We start from the raw sequence: 20,061 nt of genomic DNA on the forward strand, positions 1-20,061 counted from the left end.
TCCCAACACGCGTCACTCCAGGTTTAGTGCCCCGATTCCTGGCGTTCCGCTTTCACCAGATCCGCAACCACATCCATCCGGACGCCCCGCGACCCCTTGACCAGTACGAGGTCGCCCGGTCGCAGCACGCCGGACACCGCGTCGGCGGCCTCGCGGCTGGTCGCCACGTGTGTCACTGCCGCGGCTTCAAGCCCCGCCTCTACGGCCGCATCCGCCATCGCGCGCGCGGCTGGCCCGCCCACGGTGATCAGCCGGGTGACACCGGCGTGCGCGGCAGCCCGTCCGCAGTCCTGATGCCATGTCATCCCCTGCTCGCCGAGTTCGAGCATCTCACCCAGTACGGCCACCCGTCGGGCGAAGCCGTGCTCACTGGCCACCACCTCGAGCATCCGCTGCACGGCGCGCGGATTCGAGTTGTACGAATCGTCGATCAGCGCGATTCCGTCACGCAGCCGCCACACTTCGCCCCGGCGCGGCGTCGGTTTCAGCCCAGATGCGCGATCCGCCATCACGTCGAGCGGCACGCCGAACTGCAGCGCCACAGCAATGCCGGCCAGCACGTTGGAGAGATGGCCTCGCCCGAGCAGGGGAATCGTGAAGATGGCCTTACCCGCCGGCGTCGCGACGTGGGCGGTCGTCCCCGAAATGCCGGCATCGACCACCTCGGTGGCCACCACGTCCGCCTGCACATCCACGCCAAACGTGACGACCCGCGCCGCCGACGCCTGCACGCGCGCCATCACCCGCTCGTCCGCGGCATTGGCAACGACGACGGTGTCCGTGCCGGCACCTTCGAGAATCTCGGCCTTCGCGTCGGCGATGGCGTCGATCGACGTGAAGAATTCCGCATGGACTTCGGCCACGTTGGTCCAGACGCGGACGTCGGGTTCGGCCAGCCCTGTGAGCAGTCTGATTTCACCCGCATGGTTCATGCCCATCTCGAGGACGGCGACGTCAGGGCCGTGCCGAAGTTCAAGCAAGGACAACGGAAGACCGATGTGATTGTTGAGATTCCCGTGCGTGCAGAACACCCGATAGCTGGTTTCGAGAAACGCCGCCGCGATGTCTTTGGTGGTCGTCTTGCCCGCACTGCCCGTCACGGCAACAACCCGGGAGCCCGATTCGCGGCGGATGGCGCGGGCCAGCGACTGCAGCGCCCGCGTCGTATCGGTCACCTGGATCACCACGGCCCCGGCCGCCGCCTCTCGCGACACCGACGACGAGTCGGAAACCACGAATCCCCTCGCCCCGGCCGATCCGGCCGCGTCGACGAATCGATGGCCGTCGAACCGTTCCCCCACGATCGCGAAGAAGAGATCGCCAGGCCGGAGCGTGCGGGAATCGATCGAAAATCCGCCGACCATCGAGCCGGGAGGGCCCGACACGAGCGCTCCAGACATGGCGCGCGCGATCGATGCGGCGGTCAGATCAACGCGGCTGGCGCCGACGTGCACGATGCCGGATGGTCCGAATCCGGTCGCGGTCATGACGCCCGCTCCAGGCGCCGGTCCCGCAGCGCTTCCTGCGCGACCGCGACATCGTCGAACGGAAACTCCCGATCGCGAAGGACCTGCGTTTTCTCATGGCCCTTCCCGGCGATGACGACCACGTCACCGGGGCTGGCATCGCGCACGGCGCGCGCGATCGCCGCGCGGCGGTCGGCGAGACGGATCCACGCCGTCGCCGTTCGTTGCCCGACGGTGGCGGCCACTCCAGATGCTTGGCGCGCCCGTTCGGTCGCGGGCGCGATACCGCGCTCGATCTCGTCGATGATGGCCTCGGGATCTTCCGATCGCGGGTTGTCGGAGGTGATCACGACGAGGTCGCTCAGCCGGGCGGCCACCACTCCCATCAGCGGACGCTTGGTGCGATCGCGGTCGCCTCCACACCCGAACACGGTGATCATCCTGGCCTTCGCAAGCGGGCGGACGGCTTCGAGCAGGTTCTTGAGCGCGTCGTCGGTGTGGGCGTAGTCGACGATGGCGACCACGTCGTCGTCGGGCGAACTCACGACCTGGAACCGGCCCGGCACCGCCGTCACAGCGGCCAGACCCGCTTCGATCGCGGAGAGCGGCAACCCCAGACCCACCCCGGTGGCCGCGGCCGCGAGCAGGTTGTAGAGGTTGAACCGGCCGGCGAGCCGCGAGTTGACGCGCAGGGTACCGGCCGGCGTGCGCGCGTCGAAGGACAACCCCATCAGTGACGAGGGCAGCGACGCAGGCATGACATCGGCATCGCGATCCACGGCGAAGGTGATGGCCGACGGCCGGCGATCGGCCAACGATGCCACGCGCGGATCATCGACATTCAGGACGGCGGGCGCCCCGGCCGGCAGCATCTCAAAGAGCCGGCGCTTCGCCGCGAAGTACGCGTCCATGTCGTGGTGGTAGTCGAGGTGGTCGCGCGTGAGGTTGGTAAACACGCCGGCGGCGAACTGTGTGTCGTCGACCCGCCGCAGGGCGAGCGCGTGGGACGATACTTCCATCGCGCACGCGCGGCAGCCCGCGTCAACCATCTCGCGGAGCATGCGCTGGAGGTCGACCGCCTCCGGCGTTGTGCGCGACGCCTCGCGCAGGTGCTGGCCTACCCGGTACTGCACGGTGCCCATCAACCCGCACGGGAGACCGGCCGCTTCCAGCACTTCACGCACGAGGTACCCCGTCGTCGTCTTGCCGTTGGTACCGGTGATGCCCACGACCAACATGGCGCGGCTCGGATGGCCGAACAACGTCGAGGCCAGCACGGCCATGGCGAGCCGCCCATCCCGCACCTGCACCCAGGGCACCGACACCTGCGGTGGTTTCTCCTGCTCCGACACGACGGCGAGAGCACCCTTCGCGACAGCTTGCGGGGCGAAGGCCGCGCCATCGGCGTGTTCCCCCTGCACACCCATGAACACGGCGCCCGGCATCACTTTCCGTGAGTCGTACTCGAGCGATGTCACCTCGCGTCCGGCGAATGGGTCCATGCCCGGCGGAATTCCGGGATTGACCGTGAGTCCGCGCGCATCGAGCGCGCCGATGAGTTCGCAAAGCGTCATTGCGGTGACGACAATGGTGGTGGAACGATGACGCGGTCGAGCCACAGCCGGCAGACGGTGCCGGGCTCGAGTGGTGTGCCGGGGGCGGGGTCCTGATCGATGACCACGCCATCGCCGGTCAGTCGCGAAACCAGTCCGAGACGCGCAAGCCGCAGGATGGCTTCGCGAGCACCCAGTCCTCGCACGTCGGGCACGGCCGGCGATCCCGTGACCACATCGAGGCGCGACCCGGGCACGCGGCTCGAGGTCGGCATCATCGTCGGCACCGGCTCGGCGGCCGACGCGGTGACCACGATGGGCGGCACGGGATTGACCGTCTGCGGTACACCGAGATGCCGCAGCGCGGCCTCGGCGATCCGCTTGAACACCGGTGCGGCGACCACGCCTCCGTAGATCCCGCCCTGGTGCGGTGAATCGATGACGACGACCACGGTGAAGGCGGGCTGCCGCGACGGCACGAATCCGACAAACGACGCGTGGTAGTCGGTCTTGGAATACCGTCCCCCCACGACCTTAGCGGCCGTGCCGGTCTTGCCGGCAACCGTGTACCCCGGAACGGCGGCCGCGGTCCCGGTGCCGCGCTGCACCACCTGTTCCATGATCGCGAGCAGTTCGGCAGAGGTTTCTGTCGCGATCGCGCGGCGCGATTCGAGCGGCGTCACCTCGACACGAGACACGCCCCACCGCAGGGCGCGGACCATCCGTGGCTGCACGAGGAGGCCCCCGTTGGCGACCGACGACACGGCTGCGGCCATCTGCAGCGGCGTCACGCCAATCTCGTACCCCATCGACACAGAAGCGAGAGTGCTGTCATTCCAATGCCCGGGGTTCGACACCATGCCGGGCGTTTCTCCCTCCACGTCCGGGCAGATGCGTGTGCCGAAGCCAAATCGCCGGATGTACCGACCGAGCCGCTCGGGCCCGAGACGCAACCCGATCTTGATCGCCCCCACATTGCTCGACTTGACGATGACGTCGGTGAAGCTGAGCACGCCGGACGCGTGCACGTCCTTGATTTCCCGCGATCCGATGTGAATGCTGCCGGCGCTGACATCGATCAACTCGTCGGTGCGGAAGGCCTGCTCTTCGATGGCCGCCGAGGCCGTCACGACCTTGAAGGTGGAGCCGGGCTCGTACAGTTCCTGGACACCGCGGTTGCGGAGGTCCTCCACCTTCGAGTCGTTGTAGGCGTTCGGGTTGTACGTCGGCTCGTTGGCCAGCGCGAGGACCTCGCCGGTCCGTGGGTCCATGACGATGGCGGTGCCGCCAGCCGCGTGATGGCGGACCACCGCGTCGTGTAGTTCGCGCTCCACGATGTGCTGCAACACCCGGTCGATGGTCAGCTCGACGGTGGCCCCGGACGTGGGCGGACGCTTGACGCGCGTGGTAAAGACGTGATGACTGCCATCGACTTCAACCAGCACTGTGCCTTTCTGCCCGCTAATCTTCGAGTCGTAGGCCGCCTCGATGCCGCCGAGGCCGTTGCCATCGACGCCGACATAGCCCACGACGTGCGCGGCCAGTTCACGGTTCGGGTAGTAGCGCCGCTGCTCGGTCATCAGACTGATGCCGGGCAGTTTGAGTGCGGCAACACGCGCCGCCTCATCTGGCGGAATCCGGCGACGGAGGTAGACGAACGCGCGCTTCTGACTGAGCCGTTTCGCGTACAGGCCCTGCTCGTCTGGCTGGCACCCGCCGATGGCCTGGCAGATGAGCGCGAGCGCGACGTCCGGATCCTGAACCTCTTTCGGAACCGCGCAAATCGACGCGGCGTCAACACTCAGCGCCAGGGTCTGGCCATTGCGATCGACAATGTCGCCCCGGCGGGCGGGTACGTCGACGAGGTGCTTCTGCTGCTGGGCGGCGCGCGCGACGAAGTCGTCGTACCGGTAGACCTGCAGCCACACGAGGCGGGCCTCAATGGCGACCACCCACAGCGCGAAGAACGCCGCCGCCACCAGCACGCGGGTGCGAATCGTCGACTGCCAGGCTCGATCTGTCGGGTCGCTCATATACGCTCCACGCGAAGCCAGGCTTGCCTTGTCCCGAGCCGAAGTCGACACTCTCGCCGCCAGACCACACCACACGTCGTCGATGGCTACCGGCGCGCCACCAGTCCCTTTGCGGGTGCCGGCGACGGCATGACGCGCTCAATGACGATGGCGTCCCCGTTGGCCGGGGCCACCAGGTTCAACTGCGACGCCAGCTGCTCAATCCGCTTCAACGATCGCAGCGCCTCGAGCTCGACGCGCAGGTGGTAGTTCGCCGCCGCCTCCGCCGCCTGGGCCTTCTGCAGTCTCTCGACGTCGTAGCCGAGCTGCCGGACCTCGGCCTGCTGCCACAGGGTCACCAGGACGGCCACCACCAGGATGGCCACCGCCAGCACGGTCAGCCACATCTCGCGATACCGCGCCCGGTCGACTTCGCGCACCGGGTGGTTGAGGATGTCCTTCTGGACGACGAACCCCACCGAGTTTGCGGTCTTCGTGATCTCGGCCATGACCCCTCACCCAATCCGTTCGATGGCACGAAGCCTCGCGCTGCGCGCGCGGGGGTTCTGCCTGGTTTCCTCACTCCCGGGCACCACGGATCTCTTCGTGATCACCCGATACGTCGGTTGCTCGAAGGCGATCGCCCGGAACGTGTGCTTGACGGGTCGATCCTCCAGGGAATGAAACGTCACCACGGCAAAGCGCCCTCCGACGCGTAACTTCCCGCACACGGCCCGCAGGAAGGCCTCGAACCCTTCGAGCTCGGCGTTCACCCAGATCCGCACGGCCTGAAACGTCCGGGTGGCCGGGTCGATTCGTCCACTGCGCCTGACGACGCGACGCACGAGCGCGGCCAGTTGCGCGGTGGTCCGCAGGGGCACCGCACGGCGCGCGGCCACAATCGCGCGGGCGACGGCCCGGGCCCGCCGTTCTTCGCCGTATTTAAAGATCACGTCAGCCAGCTCGGCCTCACTCGCCCGCATCAGCAGGTCGGCCGCGGTCGCCCCGCGGCTGCGATCCATGCGCATGTCGAGCGGCTCGTCGCGCTGAAAACTGAATCCCCGCCCGGGTTCGTCCAACTGCATGGACGACACGCCGAGATCCGCGACCGCGCCATCGATCGCCTCGATCCCCCGCTCATCGAGCAGCCGCGGCAGCTCCCGGTAGTCCGCGTGCACGAGCTCGACCCGGTCGTGCCACTCGGCCAGCGCCGCTGTGGCGATCTCCAGCGCGTGTGCATCACGGTCGATGCCCAGCACGCGCCCGGCCCCGGCCTCAACCAGGGCCCGCGAGTGCCCGCCGAGGCCAACCGTGCAATCCACGAACAGCCCGCCGCGCGATGGTTCAAGCGCGGCCAGAACCTCCGCGGTCATCACGGGCACATGTACGGCCATCGAACGACACCTGATGACGGCTAAATGCCAAACTGCGCCAGCGCGCGCGCGTCGTCATCAGTGAACGGATCGCTCGCGAGCTTGGTGACGAAGCGCTCGTGGTTCCAGACATCGAGATGGTCGTACTGCCCGAACACATCCACTTCACCCGCCATGCCGGCCGCGTCGCGCAGCCGCGTGTGGATCAACACGCGCCCCTGGTTGTCGAGTTCCGCCGTCTGGCCGTAGTAATTGACGCGGCTGAAGAACCGGAGGCGCGACGGATGCGTGGAAGGAATCTGCGCGAGCTTGCGTTCGATCTCGACCCAGACCGGCATCGGGTAGATGCGGACAGACTCGCCCGTCAGGCTCGTGACAAAAAGGTCACGGCCGTACTGGGTTTCGAAAACGCCACGAAACCCAGTGGGAATCTTCAGCCGGGCCTTATCGTCTATCTTGGCCGGCGCGTTCCCTCTGAAGACGGCAACCTGGTCCACTTTACTCCACCAAAGACCACTCGGATGTTAGAGGAGGGCTTCCGGCTTGTCAACGCCAAAATCCTGTCCCAGCAGGAGTTAGCGCGATTTACCTACGTATTTTCTTCGCTTTTCGGCGGCTGCTCAGTTATCGGCAGACAGGCATGGTAGGATTTCAGATTCGGGTTTCCTGGGCATTTCCGTCCGGATTGGCTCGATCAGAACTCATCATGCTCCGTACCGCACTTATCGGCTATCCGCAGGTTGGCAAGACGGCCCTCTTCCAGTTGATGACCAGCGCGCACGACGGGGCACGCCCGTCGCACGGCAAGCTCGAGGTCACCATTGGCATGGCGCGAGTGCCGGACACGCGTCTTGATGTGCTGACTGCCATGTTCAACCCGCGCAAACGGGTGCCGGCCACGGTGGAGTTCGCGGATATCCCGGGCCGCCCCTCCGGCAGCGGCGCCGAGGCGCTGCTCGACGTGGCGGCGTATCGCAATGCCGATACGCTCGTGCACGTGCTGCGCGCATTCTCCGATCCGGCGATCGCACACGCCGCGGGTTCGATCGATCCGCGACGGGATGCGCGGACGATGGAGGACGAACTGATCCTGGCGGATCTGGCCGTGGTCGAGAAGCGCATCGAGCGGCTCGCCAAGGATCTCAAGAAGGCCCGCACGCCCGAATTGGAGCGCGAGCAGGACATCCTCGTGCGCTGCAAGGCGCAACTCGAATCAGGCGCTCCGCTCCGCGCTATCGGACTCGGCGATGACGACAAGCGGCGGCTTCGCGGCTTCCAGTTCCTGTCGGCCAAACCGCTTCTGCTCGTCGTCAACGTCGACGAGGCCGATCTGACCGGGGACGGCGGTGCGGCCGCCGCGCTGGATGGCGTGGTGGCGCGCTACGATCTCGGCTCGGTCGCGTCGGGCGCCTCTACCGGGGTGGTGGCGGTCTGCGCAAAGATCGAGCTCGAAATCGCGCAACTGGAGACCGCCGACGCAGCCGCGTTCCTGGCCGACATGGGACTCAAGGAATCCGGGCTGGATCGTGTGATCCGCGCGAGCTACGACCTGCTCGGTTACATCTCGTTTTTCACCGTCGGCGAGGATGAATGCCGCGCGTGGTCGATTCCGCGGGGCCTGGCTGCGCAGGCGGCGGCGGGCGAAATCCACACGGACTTGTCGCGAGGGTTCATTCGTGCGGAAGTGGTCGCCTACGAGCGACTCACGTCCCGGGGCACGATGCCGGCGTGCCGCGAACACGGTGAAGTCCGTCTCGAGGGCAAAGAGTACGTGGTCCTTGATGGCGACATCATGAATGTGCGATTCGCCACGTGAGGGGTTGATCAGAATCGATGGCCATCCGCACTATCCTCGTCTGCGAAGCGCAGGTGCCGCTTGTCCACGGCGGTGCCGAGAGCCACGTACGCCAGCTCGTGGCGCAGCTCGAGGCGCATGGCTACCAGGTCGGCCTGGTATCGGTGCCGTTCAAGTGGTATCCCAAGGATGAGATCCTGGCGCACGCCGCGGCCTGGCGACTGCTCGACCTGAGCGAGAGCAACGGCGTGCCGATCGATCTGGTCGTCGCGACCAAGTTTCCGTCGTACTTCGTGAGGCACCCGAACAAGGTCGCCTGGCTCATCCACCAGTACCGGGCGGCCTACGAATTGTGCGGCACCCAGTACAGCGATTTTACGCACGTCGACCTCGACGTGGGTCTCCGGCAGAAGCTCATTGGCCTCGACACCGAGATGCTCGGGGAATGCCGCCGTCTCTACACGAACGCCCGAAATACCGCGAACCGGGTCGCAAAGTACAACGGTCTCCACGCCGAACCGCTGTATCATCCACCGAGACTGGCACGTCGGATTGAGCCCGGGCCATTCGGCGATTACATCCTGTCGGTCGGTCGCCTGGAAACGGTCAAGCGGATCGACCTGGGCATCCGGGCCATCGCCGCCACACGCGTGACCATGCGCCTGATCGTGGCCGGAACCGGCACGCAGGACGAACCTCTCCGGCGGCTGGCGGCTGACTTGGGAGTGGCCGATCGCGTCGAGTTTGCCGGGGTGGTCGATGACGACACGTTGATCCGGCTGTATGCCGGTGCGCTCGGCGTGCTGTATGCGCCGTTCGACGAGGATTTCGGGTACGTCACGCTCGAATCGTTTCTCGCGCACAAACCCGTCATCACCGCGCGAGACTCCGGCGGCACGCTCGAGTTTGTCGAGGACGGCGTCAACGGGTGTGTCTGCGAACCCGAGCCCTCCGCGATCGCCGAGGCGTTTTCCCGGCTCGCCGATGATGTGCGGTGGGCGCAATCCATGGGTGACGCGGGTTACGAACGCGCAAGACTGGTGACGTGGGACGGAGTGGTGGAGAAGCTGGTGGGAGAGTGAACGCCCTGGACAATCGTAGGGCGACGTATGCGTCGCCCTTACCGGACGATACCGAGGTGTCGGCCGCAGGGGCGCGATTGATCCGCCTTCGCGTCAAGCTTCGGCGGACCGCCGTAGCCTTGGCGGAGGTGGTCACGCCTGGGTCAGAAGCCAGATGAAGCTGATCATCCAGATTCCGTGCCTGAACGAGGCTGAGACGCTGCCGGACACGCTCCGCGACATTCCGCGGTCGATTCCAGGCGTCGACGTGGTCGAGATCCTGGTCATCGACGACGGGTCGCGCGACGGCACGTCGGAGGTGGCCCGGCAGCACGGGGTCGAACACGTGGTCCGCTTCCCGCGTCGGCGCGGGCTGGCCTCGGCCTTCAACGCGGGATTGGACGCGGCCCTGAAACTCGGCGCCGACATCATCGTCAACACCGACGGCGACAACCAGTACGCCGGCCACGACATTCCGCGGCTGATCGCCCCGCTGCTCGATGGCGACGCCGACGTCGTCATCGGCGATCGGAACGTGCAGGATCTCGACTCCATGTCGCCGATGAAGAAGCGTCTGCAGCGGCTCGGCAGCTGGGTGGTGCGCCAGGTCTCCGAGACGGAGGTGCCGGACACGACGAGCGGATTCCGCGCGTACACCCGCGAGGCCGCGTTGCGGCTGACGATCGTATCGGACTTCAGCTACACCCTCGAATCGATCATCCAGGCCGGTAAGAAGCGCATCGCGATTGCCCACGTGCCGATCCGCACGAATCCGCGCACGCGCAAGTCGCGGTTGTTCTCGAGCGTCTGGGCGTACGTAAAGGCGTCGGCGGCCACGATCGTGCGCATCTACGCGATGTACGAGCCGTTGAAGGTGTTTGGTCTGATCGGCTTGATGGTGTTTCTGGCGGGCGTCGCGATCACGGCGCGCTTCATCTATTACTTCCTGGGCGGCGCCGGTCAGGGACATGTGCAGTCGCTGATCGTGTCGGCCGTGCTGATGATCGTCGGCTTCCAGATCGCGCTGATTGGCCTGGTGGCCGACGTGATCTCGGGCAATCGCAAGCTGCTTGAAGACCTGCTCTATCGCGTGCGCCGGATGGAACTCGCCGCCCCGGCCGACGGGACTCGCGGCGATGAACGCCCCGCTGACCGCAGTCTGTCCCAGGACAAGCGGGGTGAGCCTCGTGGCTGATCCGTCATCGACCTCGATTGTGGTCCCGGCCTTCAACGAGGAAGAGGCCATCGGCCCGCTCGTCGAGCGGTTGCGCGAAGCAGGGGCCTGGCACGAGATCCTGGTGGTCGACGACGGATCGACCGACGCCACGGCGGCGCGCGCGCAGGCGGCGGGCGCGACGCTGGTCCGTCATCCCTACAATAAGGGGAACGGCGCGGCCGTGAAGTCGGGCATCCGCAAGGCGACCGGCGAGTTCATCCTCATCATCGACGGCGACGGCCAGCACCGGACCGGCGATGCCGGGAGAATCGTCGCGCAGCTCGGCGAGTACGACCTCGTGATCGGCGCCCGCTCAACGGGCACGCAGGCGACACGGGCGCGCCTGCTCGGCAACAGCGCGCTGAACTGGCTGGCGAGCTACATGACGGGCCGCCACGTGCCGGATCTGACGTCGGGATTCCGTGGCGCGCGAGCCTCGTGCCTGCGCGAGTTCCTGCACCTGCTGCCCAACGGGTTCTCGACGCCCACGACCACGACGCTGGCGTTTATCAAGGCGGGGTACAACGTCACCTTCGAGCCGATCGACGCCGAGGCGCGCGCGGGCAAGTCCAAGATCAGGCTGGCGCGTGATGGCGTGACGTTCCTGCTGATCGTCCTGAAAATCGTCACCCTGTTCAATCCGCTCCGGGTCTTCCTGCCCATCAGCCTCGGATCGTTTGCCGTCGGCGCGGCATACGCGGCGTGGACCATCGTGACGCAATCCCACATCGCGAACACGTCGGTCCTGCTGATCATGCTCGCGGTCATTGTGTTCCTCGTGGGCCTGGTCTCGGAACAGATAGCGGCGCTCAGATTCGAGCGGCGCGAGTAAGGTTTTCGGCCGATGACCACAGACCGGGACAACCCTCGAACCCCGGCCCTGCGCTGGGCCGTCAGGCCGCTCATCGCCGCGGCGCTCATGACAGGACTGGTGCTCCGGCTCGCATTCGGCCTGGGCTACTGGATTGATAAACCCCTCACCCTCGACGAGCAGGAATACCTGCTGCTGGCCCAGAGTCTGGTCGAAGGCCGAGGCCTCACCTACCCGTCGCCGTCTGTGCAACCGGGCGGCGCGAGGCATTTCGAGCGGCCGCCGGGATACCCCGTCTTTCTGGCGGGCGTGATGACGCTCAGCGGTGGATTCGCCGGCGTCCGCGGCGACCTCGGCGTGCCCACTCCGGTCAAGGTGGTCCAGTCGATCGTCGGTATGGGGACCATCCTGTTGATCGGACTCATTGCCCGCCGCGCGGCGGGACAGAAGGCTGGTGCGATCGCGGTGTGGATCGCCGCGATCTATCCGCCGCTCGTCTGGTCGTGCGCGTACGTCTTGGCGGAGACGCTCTACATGGCACTCGCCTTCGCAGTCGTCCTGCTGCTCGGTGACGCGTTCGACGAAGGCCGGTCGAATGGCTGGAAGGTGTGCGCCGCCGGCGTCGTCGTGGGCGCCGCGTTGCTAACCCGGGAAGCCATGCTCTTCTTTCTTGTCGTGGGCGCGCTGTGGTTGGTGGCATGCCGCCGGTGGAGCCTGGTGGCCGTATTTCTAGCGGGCGTGCTCGTGATCATGCTTCCATGGACCCTGCGCAACGCGTTCGTGCATGGCGGGTTCGTGGTGGGCTCGCCGCATGGCGGCGTGACGTTCTGGACGGGCAACAATGAGTTGGCGCGGGGCGAGGGAGATATGGCCGCCAACCCCGTGCTCCGGCGGATATCACGGGAGATCGAGGCGCAGAATACGGGATTGAGCGCGAGGGAACTGGACGGGTTGTACTATCGGAAGGCCCTCGAGTTTATCACCAGCCACCCGCTCTCCTGGGTGTGGATCGAGGTGCGCAAGGTGTTCTACACGGTCGTCCCGATCGGACCGTCCTACCGGCTGCACTCGCCGCTGTATTTCGGCGCGTCGGTCGTGTCGTACCTCGGCGTGCTGCCGTTTGCCGTGGCCGGATTCCTCAGGCTCGTGCGGCGCGAGCGGCCTCCGTTGGCACTCCTGCTGATGGCGCTGTCCGCCGTATTACTGTCACTCGCGCTCTTCCCGCAGGAGCGCTTCCGCATTCCCGTCATCGATCCAGCGCTCATTATCTGCGCGGCCAGTTGGTGGGCCTTGCGATCGGCCCCGGCGGCCGTCCCGGCTGCGAAGCTGCGCGCATGAACATCCTGATCATCGTCCCGACCTACAACGAACGCGAGAATCTGCCGGTCCTGCTTGACGACATCCTGGCGCACTACGACTACCGCCTGCTGGTCGTCGACGATCAGTCACCGGATGGGACCGGCGCTATGGCAGACGAGTACGCGCAACGATATCCGGATCGCATCGAGGTGATGCACCGGACGGGACCACGCGGACTCGGACGCTCGTATATCGATGGGATGAAGCGGGGCCTGGCCGGCGGCGCCGACGTGATTTGTCAGATGGACGCCGACTTCTCGCACGACCCCAAGTACCTGCCCGACCTGGTCGCGGCAACCAGCCAGTACGATCTCGTGATTGGATCGCGCTATCTGCATGGTGTTTCGGTCGTCAACTGGCCGCTTCGGCGCGTGATTCTGAGTGCCTTTGCGAACAGGTACGTCCGATCGATCACGCGGCTGACGGTTCGCGATTGCACGTCGGGATTCAGGGCCTGGCGCCGCGACGCTCTCGCCAGCATTCCGATTGACGGCATGTTGTCGGAAGGGTACGCCTTCGTGGTGGAGATGACGTTCGAAGCGGCACGCAGGGGCTATCGTATCGGCGAAGTCCCGATCATCTTCGTGGAGCGGCGTGAAGGCGTCTCCAAGATGTCGACGCGCGTGCTGACTGAGTCGATGCTGATGCCGTGGCGTCTGGTCTGGCGCGGGCTCTGGCGGGCGCGCTCCGGAGGCTCCGGCTCGTGACCAAGCCTCACGTGGTCGTGATGGTGACGACGTCCTACCCCAGGTTTCCGGGTGACACCATCGGGACGTTCATGGAACCGATCGCCAGGGGCATCGCCGCGCGCGGGCACCAGGTCCACGTGGTGCTGCCGTGGCATCCGCGCCTCACACGTCTCGGCGTCGAGGATGGCATCCACTTCCACCCGGTTCGCTACGCGCCACACCCGAGCCTGAACGTCTTCGGGTACGCCGAATCGCTGCGTGCCGACGTGCACCTGCGCCTCGCCGCCTTTCTGGCGGCGCCGCTGGCGCTGCGGGCGCTTGTCCGCGCCACCAGACGCGTGTCGCGGGAGGTGGGCGCCACGCTTCTGCACGGCCACTGGCTGATCCCCGGGGGCGCCGTCGTGACGGCAGCCGGCACCGGGCTGCCGGTGGTGACGAGCCTGCACGGATCCGATGTGTACCTGGCCGAACGCCACGCGTTCGCGCGCCTCGGCGCCCGGTTCGCGCTCCGGCGCGTCGACTGGTTCACCGCGCCCAGCGACGACCTGCGCGACCGCACGATTGCGCTCGGCGCGGCCGCCGACCGCATCGAGACGATTCCGTACGGCGTGGATGTCGAGCGTTTTCGGCCCGACCCGGAGACCCGGGCCGCTTGCCGACGCGCGCTTGGGGTCACATCAGACGATGTGGTGCTGTTTACGGCCGGGCGGTTCGTTCGAAAGAAGGGATTCGAGTACTTGATCGATGCCGTAGGCCGGCTCGCCCCGCGGTGGCCTGGCGTACGTCTTGTCATTGCGGGAGGCGGCGATCTGGACGACGAGTTGCAATCCCGGGTGCGCGATCGGGGCATCGGTGGCCACGTGCAATTCGTCGGTGTGCTGGCACAACCGGATGTGGCCCGGCACCTGGCAGCCGCGGATATCGCCGTGATGCCATCGATCAGAGACGAAGCGGGCAACGTCGATGGCCTGCCCAATACGGTCATGGAAGCGCTGGCCTCCGGAACGCCGCTGGTGGCAACCACGGCGGGCGGCATCCCATCGGTCGTGACCAATGACCGCAACGGGCTGCTGGTACCGGAGAAGGATGTGCCGGCACTCGAGGCAGCGATCGAGCGGCTGATCGCCAACCCGGCGGCGCGTGCCGCGCTCGGCACGGCGGCCAGAGCCGACGCATTGGCATCGCGAACCTGGGACCGGGTCGCCGAACGCATTGAACAGGTGTACGATCGGGCTGCTTGTCGGCGTGAAATGCACCGTGGTACCGTACGGGACTCTTGATGGCAGCACCTCCACACGCGCCGGGGTTGAGCATCTTCTTCCCCGCCTACAACGACAGCGGCACGATCGCCAGTATGGTCATCGGCGCGGTCATGGCGGCACGCAGACTGACGCCCGACTTCGAGGTGCTCGTCATCAATGACGGCAGCCGCGACCTGACGCCGCAAATCGCCGACGAACTGGCGCGCGTGTATCCCCAGGTACGGGTCGTGCACCACCAGGGCAATCGCGGGTATGGCGGCGCGCTGCGGAGCGGATTCGCCAACGCCTCCAAGGAGTACATTTTCTACACCGATGGCGATGCGCAGTACGACCCGTCGGAAATGAGTGTCCTCTGGGCCAGGCTCGGGCCTGGCGTCGATCTGGTCAATGGGTACAAGATCAGCCGGTCGGACCCGCTGCATCGCATCATCATCGGCCGCGTCTATCACCACACCGTCAAGATGCTTTTCGGTCTGAACGTGCGAGACGTCGACTGCGATTTCAGGCTGATGCGCCGGTCCATCTTCGACAAGGTGCACCTCAAGAAAACGAGCGGCGTCATCTGTCTGGAAATGATCAAGAAGATCCAGGATGCCGGGTTCGCCATCGTTGAAGCGCCGGTGCACCACTACCACCGCGCGTACGGCAAGTCGCAGTTCTTCAACTTCGGCCGCATCCTGAGAACCGGCGTCGATGTGCTCCAGTTGTGGTGGGCGCTGGTCATCGAGCGCCAGCACTTGAGGCCGGGCCAGGACACCTCGTCGGGAACATGACCATGGATGGGACGTTCTACCGCAACCGGCCCGTGATGATCACGGGGGGACTTGGGTTCATCGGCAGCAACCTCGCCCACCGGTTGGCCGATCTCGGGGCCGACGTCCTGCTCGTGGATTCGCTGATCCCGGATTACGGCGGCAACCTGTACAACATCGAGGACATCAAGGATCGCGTGCGGGTCAACATCGCCGACCAACGGCAGCAGAGCACGATGAACTACCTCGTGCGGCACGTCGACGTGATCTTCAACCTCGCCGGACAGGTCAGCCACATCGACAGCATGCGGGATCCGTACACCGACCTGGAGATCAACTGCCGCAGCCAGTTGTCCCTGCTCGAAGCCTGCCGCCGGAACAACCCGAGAGCCAAGGTGGTCTTCGCCGGCACCCGCCAGGTCTACGGCAAGCCGGATTCGCTGCCGGTCACCGAGCAACATCTGGTGCGGCCGACCGACGTCAATGGCATTAACAAGGTCGCTGGCGAGTACTACCACCTCGTCTACAACAACGTCTTCGGCGTGCGCGCGTGCTCGCTGCGGCTGACCAACGTCTACGGGCCGCGCCAACTGGTGAAGCACAACCGCCAGGGGTTCATCGGCTGGTTCATCCGGCTCGCCGTCGAGGATCGCGAGATCGAGATCTACGGCGACGGATCACAGTTGCGGGATTTCGTCTTCGTCGACGATGCCGCTGAGGCGTTTCTGGCGGCGGGCGCGTCGGACGGATGCAATGGCGAGGTCTTCAACGTCGGCGGCCTCGAACCGATCAGCCATCGCGATCTCGTGCACCTGTTGATCGAGGTCGCGGGCACCGGGCGTGTGCGCTATGTGGACTGGCCCGCCGAGAAGAAGGCCATCGACATTGGCAGCTTCTACGCGGATTCCAGCCGGTTCACTGCGGCGACCGGGTGGCGGCCCCGCGTGGGCCTGCGCGAGGGCCTGGGCCGGACGGTGGCGTTCTACCGCGAGCACCTCGCGAAGTACCTGGAGCCGGCACAGCCCGCACCGGAGCACGTATGACGACGCCGCGCGTGCGGTTCATGCACCTCAAGCCGGGCGAGGAAGCGCCGGCGGTCGACGCGGCCATCCGCCGCGTCATCGATCGCGGGTGGTACGTGCTCGGCCCGGAGGTCGAGGCTTTTGAGCAGGCGTTTGCGGTGGCGTGCCACGCCTCGCATGCGATCGGCGTCGGGACCGGCACCGACGCCATCGCGATCATTCTGCGCGGACTGGGTATCGGCGCCGGCGACGAGGTCATCACGACGCCGCTGTCGGCGGTGTACACCGCGCTGGCGTGCATGATGGTGGGCGCCCGGCCCGTGTTCGCGGATCTCGATCCCGCGCGGCTGACGCTGGATCCGGCCGCGGTCGAATCGCAGATCACGCCGCGCACGAAGGTCATCCTGCCCGTTCATCTGTATGGGCAGCCCGCCGACATGCGCGCGATCATGGCCATCGCCTCACGGCATCAACTCGCCGTTGTCGAGGATTGCTGTCAAGCGCACCTCGCCACCTGCCAGGGGCAGCCCGTCGGCAACTTCGGCGTCGCAGCCGCCTACAGCTTCTACCCCACCAAGAACCTCGGCGCGCTGGGTGACGGTGGCGCGATCACGACCAACGACGCCGCCCTCGCGGCGAAGGTGAAGCGTGTGAGAAATGGCGGCCAGACCGATCGCTACCATCATGTGGAGATGGGCGTGAACAGCCGGCTCGATGAAATGCAGGCGGCGATCCTCTCCGCCCGGCTGCCGTATCTGGCCAAATGGACCAGCGCCAGACGCGACGTGGCTGGCCAGTACCGGCGCCTGCTCGCGGGTGCGCCCGTTGACGTGCCGCCCGAATGCGACAGCGGCCACGTCTATCATCTGCTGCCCATCCTGTCAGCATCCAGGGACCGGCTGCAGACATGGCTGCGTGACCTGGGCGTCGAGACGCTGATTCACTATCCCGTGCCCATTCCGCGCCAGCCCGCGCTCGCGTCGGAGAGCCCTGGCGTCTGCCCGGTCGCCGACCGAGTCTGCGCCCAGATCCTGTCGGTGCCACTCTACCCAGGCATTCCGGAGCCGGATGTCGAACTGGTGGCGAACGCCATTTCCCGGTTCACGCCCTGACATCATGCTCAGGGCCATCGCTGGTGTGTTCGTCATCGCGTACCTGCCGGGTGCGCTGATCTTCCGTCTGCCAGCTGGCGACAGGACACGGCGGTTCTCGCTTCCCGCCGAGGAACGTGCGTTCTGGGCCGTCATCATCAGCGTCGGCGTCACGACCATGGTGGCGTTGGCGCTGACGTCGACCGGTGTCTACACGCTTGGCCGGCTCGTCGTTGGCGATCTCGTGCTGGCTGGCGTGGCGGCCGCGATGATCGCGATGAGACGGCGCGGCGCGCCCGCCGGTACGCGTGCGCCGAAACCGACCCGATTGGCGCTGATGCCGGTGGCCCTCGTGGTGCTGGGGCTGTTTCTCTTCTTCCCGCCCGCCGAGTACCTCATGGGCGGCAAGGACCCGGGCACCTACATCAACGAAGGCATCCAGATCGCGCAGCATGGCTCCTGGACGATTCCAGACACGACGCTGGCGTTGCTCCCGGCCGACAGCCGCGGGTTGTTCGTCTCCCCGGATGCGGAGAGCATCAACCAGGGCACGAACTTCATGGGGTTTTTTGTTCTCGATTTCGATCGAGGCACAGTTGTCGGTCAGTTTCCGCACGCGTATCCCGTGTGGATTGCGATCGGCTACGGCCTCGGCGGCGTCACTGGCGCGCGCTCTGCCATCGGTTTCTGGGGCCTGCTTGGCGTGCTCGCGGTGTACTTCGCATCGGCGCGGCTGGTGGGTCGATTGCCGGCGTTTGCAGGCACGATCCTTCTCGCGATCAACGTGGCCGACGTCTGGTTTGCACGGTACCCGAACTCGGAGTTGATGCAACAGGCGCTGCTGTTTGCGGGCATGCTCGCCCTGGTGCGTGCCGTCGGCGACGAAGACGCGCTCTTCGGAGCGGTGGCCGGCGTGCTCCTGGGGGTGCAGCTCTTCGCCCGCATCGACACGCTTCTGTTGCTGATGGCGATCGGCGGCGGCATCCTGCTGCTGGTGGCGGACGGCAAACGTCCACGGTGGTCGTTCTGGCTACCGCTCGCGATACTGACGGGGCTGGCGGGCCTGTACTACGTGGGGCCGATGAAGTACTACGCATCCACACCGTTAGCCTTCCTTCACGGACCCGCCGGCGTACTTGCCGCGACGGCGGGATTGACGGCCATGGGGTTCGGCATCCACTTCGCCGCGCGCCGCTGGCCGGTCGGCGTCCTCTGGTGCCGGCGCTGGCTCCCGCGTGTGCTCGCCGTCGCTGTCGTCATGGCCTTCGCCTACGGCTACTTCTGGCGCGTCCCGCACGAGACGATTCGCGACTACGCCGCCGGCGTCACGCTGCGTCAGGGATTGGCCGCCAACGACGCGTACTCGCTGAAACACTATGCCTGGTACGTCGGCGCGGCCGGCCTCTTTGCAGCGGTGCTCGGGCTGGCAGTCGTCACGTGGCGATCGTTCTGGCGGGACCCGGTGATGCTGACCGTCGTGATGTCGCTCTCCTGGTTCTTCTTCTACAAGACCCGAATCGTGCCCGAACACTTCTGGCTCGCGAGGCGCTATCTTCCGGTCATTCTGCCCATGACGTGCGTCCTGGCCGCCACGGGCGCCCTGCTCGGTGTGCAGATGTGGTGGGAACGCCGCGCCGCGGCGCGGCCCGGAGCGCACCGCCGCCTCTGGCCGGCCATCTGTTACGCGATCGCCGGCACAACGTTTATTGGATGGCTCGGATGGCAGTACGCGACCGCGACGATCGCCATCGCCGGCCACGTCGAGTACGCGGGTCTGGCCGCACAACTCGACACCCTGAGCCGTCGATTCGGCGATCGCGATCTCGTGCTGGTCGAATCGCGCAACTCTTCGGACGCACACGTGCTGGCCGCGCCGCTCGCGTACATCTACGGCCGCCACGTGCTGCAGGTGTTGTCCCCGCGACCGGATCGCGCCGCCTTCGATCGCTTCTGTCAGTGGGCGATCGGGACGTTCGATCGCGTCTACTTCGTCGCCGACGGCGGCACCGACATCACGCCGAGCGGAATCACCATCACACCGGTGGCCAGCCAGAGCTTCGAGATCCCGGAATACGAGTCCGCGTTGAACGCGTATCCTCGAGGCATCCGGCAGAAGAAGTTCTCCCTCAGCGTGTTCCAGTTGTCCCGATCCGACGAGCCCGCCGTCAAAACGGACATCGATGTGGGGACCCTGGACGACGTGTGGGTGTTGCGGTTCTATGCGAAGGAGCATGAGGGTGACGTCAACTTCCGCTGGGTTCGCAACATGTCGTTCGTGTCGCTGATGGGCATCGCCCCCGACAGCCGCGCCGTCACACTGAGGATGAGCAGCGGCGGACGTCCTCCGCGCGCCGGTGCCGCGCGTGTCCAGGTGTATCTGAACGATCATCTGCTCGGCGACGTGGAGGTCGCGGATGGCTTCCACGACTACACGGTGCCCATCACACCCGCCATCGCCGACGAGGCTGCGCGCAAGCCGGGAGCGTCCGTCTTGCGCCTGATGTCTACGACGTGGTCGCCGAAGCAGATCCTTGGGGGCCCGGACGACCGTCAACTCGGTGTCATGCTCGATCGGGTTCGAGTGGAACGAAACCGCTGA

General features: G+C 66.4%; 17 protein-coding genes. 11 read left to right on the top strand and 6 right to left on the bottom strand.

The annotated features are described in order from the left end of the window. Window positions 1–23 precede the first annotated feature (23 nt). From NT151_01170 to NT151_01195, 6 genes are all read right to left on the bottom strand, one after another. On the bottom strand, window positions 24–1,487 hold the full coding sequence (locus NT151_01170; protein ID MCX6537534.1) for a UDP-N-acetylmuramoyl-tripeptide--D-alanyl-D-alanine ligase: 1,464 nt from the start codon (window positions 1,485–1,487) through the stop codon (window positions 24–26). Beyond that, the gene (locus tag NT151_01175; GenBank protein MCX6537535.1) at window positions 1,484–3,040 is read right to left on the bottom strand and encodes a UDP-N-acetylmuramoyl-L-alanyl-D-glutamate--2,6-diaminopimelate ligase; all 1,557 of its coding nucleotides are present in this window, start codon (window positions 3,038–3,040) and stop codon (window positions 1,484–1,486) included. The genes NT151_01170 and NT151_01175 overlap by 4 nt, the downstream gene beginning before the upstream one ends. Continuing rightward, window positions 3,037–5,052, bottom strand: a complete 2,016-nt coding sequence (locus tag NT151_01180) for a penicillin-binding protein (GenBank protein MCX6537536.1) — start codon at window positions 5,050–5,052, stop codon at window positions 3,037–3,039. Before NT151_01180 ends, NT151_01175 begins: the two co-directional genes overlap by 4 nt. 86 nt (window positions 5,053–5,138) lie before the next feature. Next, window positions 5,139–5,540: a cell division protein FtsL gene (locus NT151_01185; GenBank protein MCX6537537.1), complete on the bottom strand. Its 402-nt coding sequence runs from the start codon at window positions 5,538–5,540 to the stop codon at window positions 5,139–5,141. A gap of 6 nt (window positions 5,541–5,546) precedes the next feature. Next, complete coding sequence (gene rsmH, locus NT151_01190) at window positions 5,547–6,425, bottom strand: 16S rRNA (cytosine(1402)-N(4))-methyltransferase RsmH (GenBank protein MCX6537538.1); 879 nt, start codon at window positions 6,423–6,425, stop codon at window positions 5,547–5,549. Between the two features lie 20 nt (window positions 6,426–6,445). Next, complete coding sequence (locus NT151_01195) at window positions 6,446–6,901, bottom strand: division/cell wall cluster transcriptional repressor MraZ (protein MCX6537539.1); 456 nt, start codon at window positions 6,899–6,901, stop codon at window positions 6,446–6,448. A gap of 209 nt (window positions 6,902–7,110) precedes the next feature. Between NT151_01195 and ychF the strand changes: the two genes are divergently transcribed. From ychF to NT151_01250, 11 genes are all read left to right on the top strand, one after another. Further along, window positions 7,111–8,220 carry a redox-regulated ATPase YchF gene (gene ychF, locus NT151_01200; GenBank protein MCX6537540.1) on the top strand — a complete coding sequence of 370 codons (1,110 nt, stop codon included), beginning with the start codon at window positions 7,111–7,113 and terminating at the stop codon, window positions 8,218–8,220. Window positions 8,221–8,237: 17 nt separating this feature from the next. Then, on the top strand, window positions 8,238–9,281 hold the full coding sequence (locus NT151_01205; GenBank protein MCX6537541.1) for a glycosyltransferase family 4 protein: 1,044 nt from the start codon (window positions 8,238–8,240) through the stop codon (window positions 9,279–9,281). A gap of 154 nt (window positions 9,282–9,435) precedes the next feature. Next, window positions 9,436–10,455, top strand: a complete 1,020-nt coding sequence (locus NT151_01210) for a glycosyltransferase family 2 protein (protein ID MCX6537542.1) — start codon at window positions 9,436–9,438, stop codon at window positions 10,453–10,455. Then, window positions 10,439–11,308, top strand: coding sequence for a glycosyltransferase family 2 protein (locus tag NT151_01215; GenBank protein MCX6537543.1), 870 nt, complete (start codon window positions 10,439–10,441; stop codon window positions 11,306–11,308). Before NT151_01210 ends, NT151_01215 begins: the two co-directional genes overlap by 17 nt. Window positions 11,309–11,320: 12 nt before the next feature. Beyond that, window positions 11,321–12,625: a glycosyltransferase family 39 protein gene (locus tag NT151_01220; protein ID MCX6537544.1), complete on the top strand. Its 1,305-nt coding sequence runs from the start codon at window positions 11,321–11,323 to the stop codon at window positions 12,623–12,625. Further along, window positions 12,622–13,353, top strand: a complete 732-nt coding sequence (locus tag NT151_01225; GenBank protein ID MCX6537545.1) for a polyprenol monophosphomannose synthase — start codon at window positions 12,622–12,624, stop codon at window positions 13,351–13,353. The genes NT151_01220 and NT151_01225 overlap by 4 nt, the downstream gene beginning before the upstream one ends. Then, entirely contained in the window at window positions 13,350–14,615 is a 1,266-nt protein-coding gene (locus NT151_01230; GenBank protein MCX6537546.1) for a glycosyltransferase, read from the top strand. Before NT151_01225 ends, NT151_01230 begins: the two co-directional genes overlap by 4 nt. Further along, window positions 14,615–15,370, top strand: a complete 756-nt coding sequence (locus NT151_01235; protein MCX6537547.1) for a glycosyltransferase family 2 protein — start codon at window positions 14,615–14,617, stop codon at window positions 15,368–15,370. Before NT151_01230 ends, NT151_01235 begins: the two co-directional genes overlap by 1 nt. Before the next feature lie 2 nt (window positions 15,371–15,372). Further along, window positions 15,373–16,392, top strand: coding sequence for an NAD-dependent epimerase/dehydratase family protein (locus tag NT151_01240; GenBank protein MCX6537548.1), 1,020 nt, complete (start codon window positions 15,373–15,375; stop codon window positions 16,390–16,392). Then, the gene (locus tag NT151_01245) at window positions 16,389–17,483 is read left to right on the top strand and encodes a DegT/DnrJ/EryC1/StrS family aminotransferase (GenBank protein ID MCX6537549.1); all 1,095 of its coding nucleotides are present in this window, start codon (window positions 16,389–16,391) and stop codon (window positions 17,481–17,483) included. Before NT151_01240 ends, NT151_01245 begins: the two co-directional genes overlap by 4 nt. A 4-nt stretch (window positions 17,484–17,487) precedes the next feature. Further along, window positions 17,488–20,061, top strand: a complete 2,574-nt coding sequence (locus NT151_01250) for a hypothetical protein (GenBank protein MCX6537550.1) — start codon at window positions 17,488–17,490, stop codon at window positions 20,059–20,061.

The organism is Acidobacteriota bacterium (assembly GCA_026393675.1).
Lineage (GTDB): Bacteria > Acidobacteriota > Vicinamibacteria > Vicinamibacterales > JAKQTR01 > JBAXOX01.

What these genes read in the sequence shown, in the direction of transcription:
- NT151_01205 (MCX6537541.1), top strand. Translation starts at nt 8,238, where the DNA reads ATGGCCATCCGCACTATCCTCGTCTGCGAAGCGCAGGTGCCGCTTGTC.
- NT151_01240 (MCX6537548.1), top strand. Translation starts at nt 15,373, where the DNA reads ATGGATGGGACGTTCTACCGCAACCGGCCCGTGATGATCACGGGGGGA.
- NT151_01220 (MCX6537544.1), top strand. Translation starts at nt 11,321, where the DNA reads ATGACCACAGACCGGGACAACCCTCGAACCCCGGCCCTGCGCTGGGCC.
- ychF (MCX6537540.1), top strand. Translation starts at nt 7,111, where the DNA reads ATGCTCCGTACCGCACTTATCGGCTATCCGCAGGTTGGCAAGACGGCC.
- rsmH (MCX6537538.1), bottom strand. Translation starts at nt 6,425, where the DNA reads ATGGCCGTACATGTGCCCGTGATGACCGCGGAGGTTCTGGCCGCGCTT.
- NT151_01185 (MCX6537537.1), bottom strand. Translation starts at nt 5,540, where the DNA reads ATGGCCGAGATCACGAAGACCGCAAACTCGGTGGGGTTCGTCGTCCAG.
- NT151_01225 (MCX6537545.1), top strand. Translation starts at nt 12,622, where the DNA reads ATGAACATCCTGATCATCGTCCCGACCTACAACGAACGCGAGAATCTG.
- NT151_01175 (MCX6537535.1), bottom strand. Translation starts at nt 3,040, where the DNA reads ATGACGCTTTGCGAACTCATCGGCGCGCTCGATGCGCGCGGACTCACG.
- NT151_01250 (MCX6537550.1), top strand. Translation starts at nt 17,488, where the DNA reads ATGCTCAGGGCCATCGCTGGTGTGTTCGTCATCGCGTACCTGCCGGGT.
- NT151_01170 (MCX6537534.1), bottom strand. Translation starts at nt 1,487, where the DNA reads ATGACCGCGACCGGATTCGGACCATCCGGCATCGTGCACGTCGGCGCC.
- NT151_01235 (MCX6537547.1), top strand. Translation starts at nt 14,615, where the DNA reads ATGGCAGCACCTCCACACGCGCCGGGGTTGAGCATCTTCTTCCCCGCC.
- NT151_01245 (MCX6537549.1), top strand. Translation starts at nt 16,389, where the DNA reads ATGACGACGCCGCGCGTGCGGTTCATGCACCTCAAGCCGGGCGAGGAA.
- NT151_01210 (MCX6537542.1), top strand. Translation starts at nt 9,436, where the DNA reads ATGAAGCTGATCATCCAGATTCCGTGCCTGAACGAGGCTGAGACGCTG.
- NT151_01180 (MCX6537536.1), bottom strand. Translation starts at nt 5,052, where the DNA reads ATGAGCGACCCGACAGATCGAGCCTGGCAGTCGACGATTCGCACCCGC.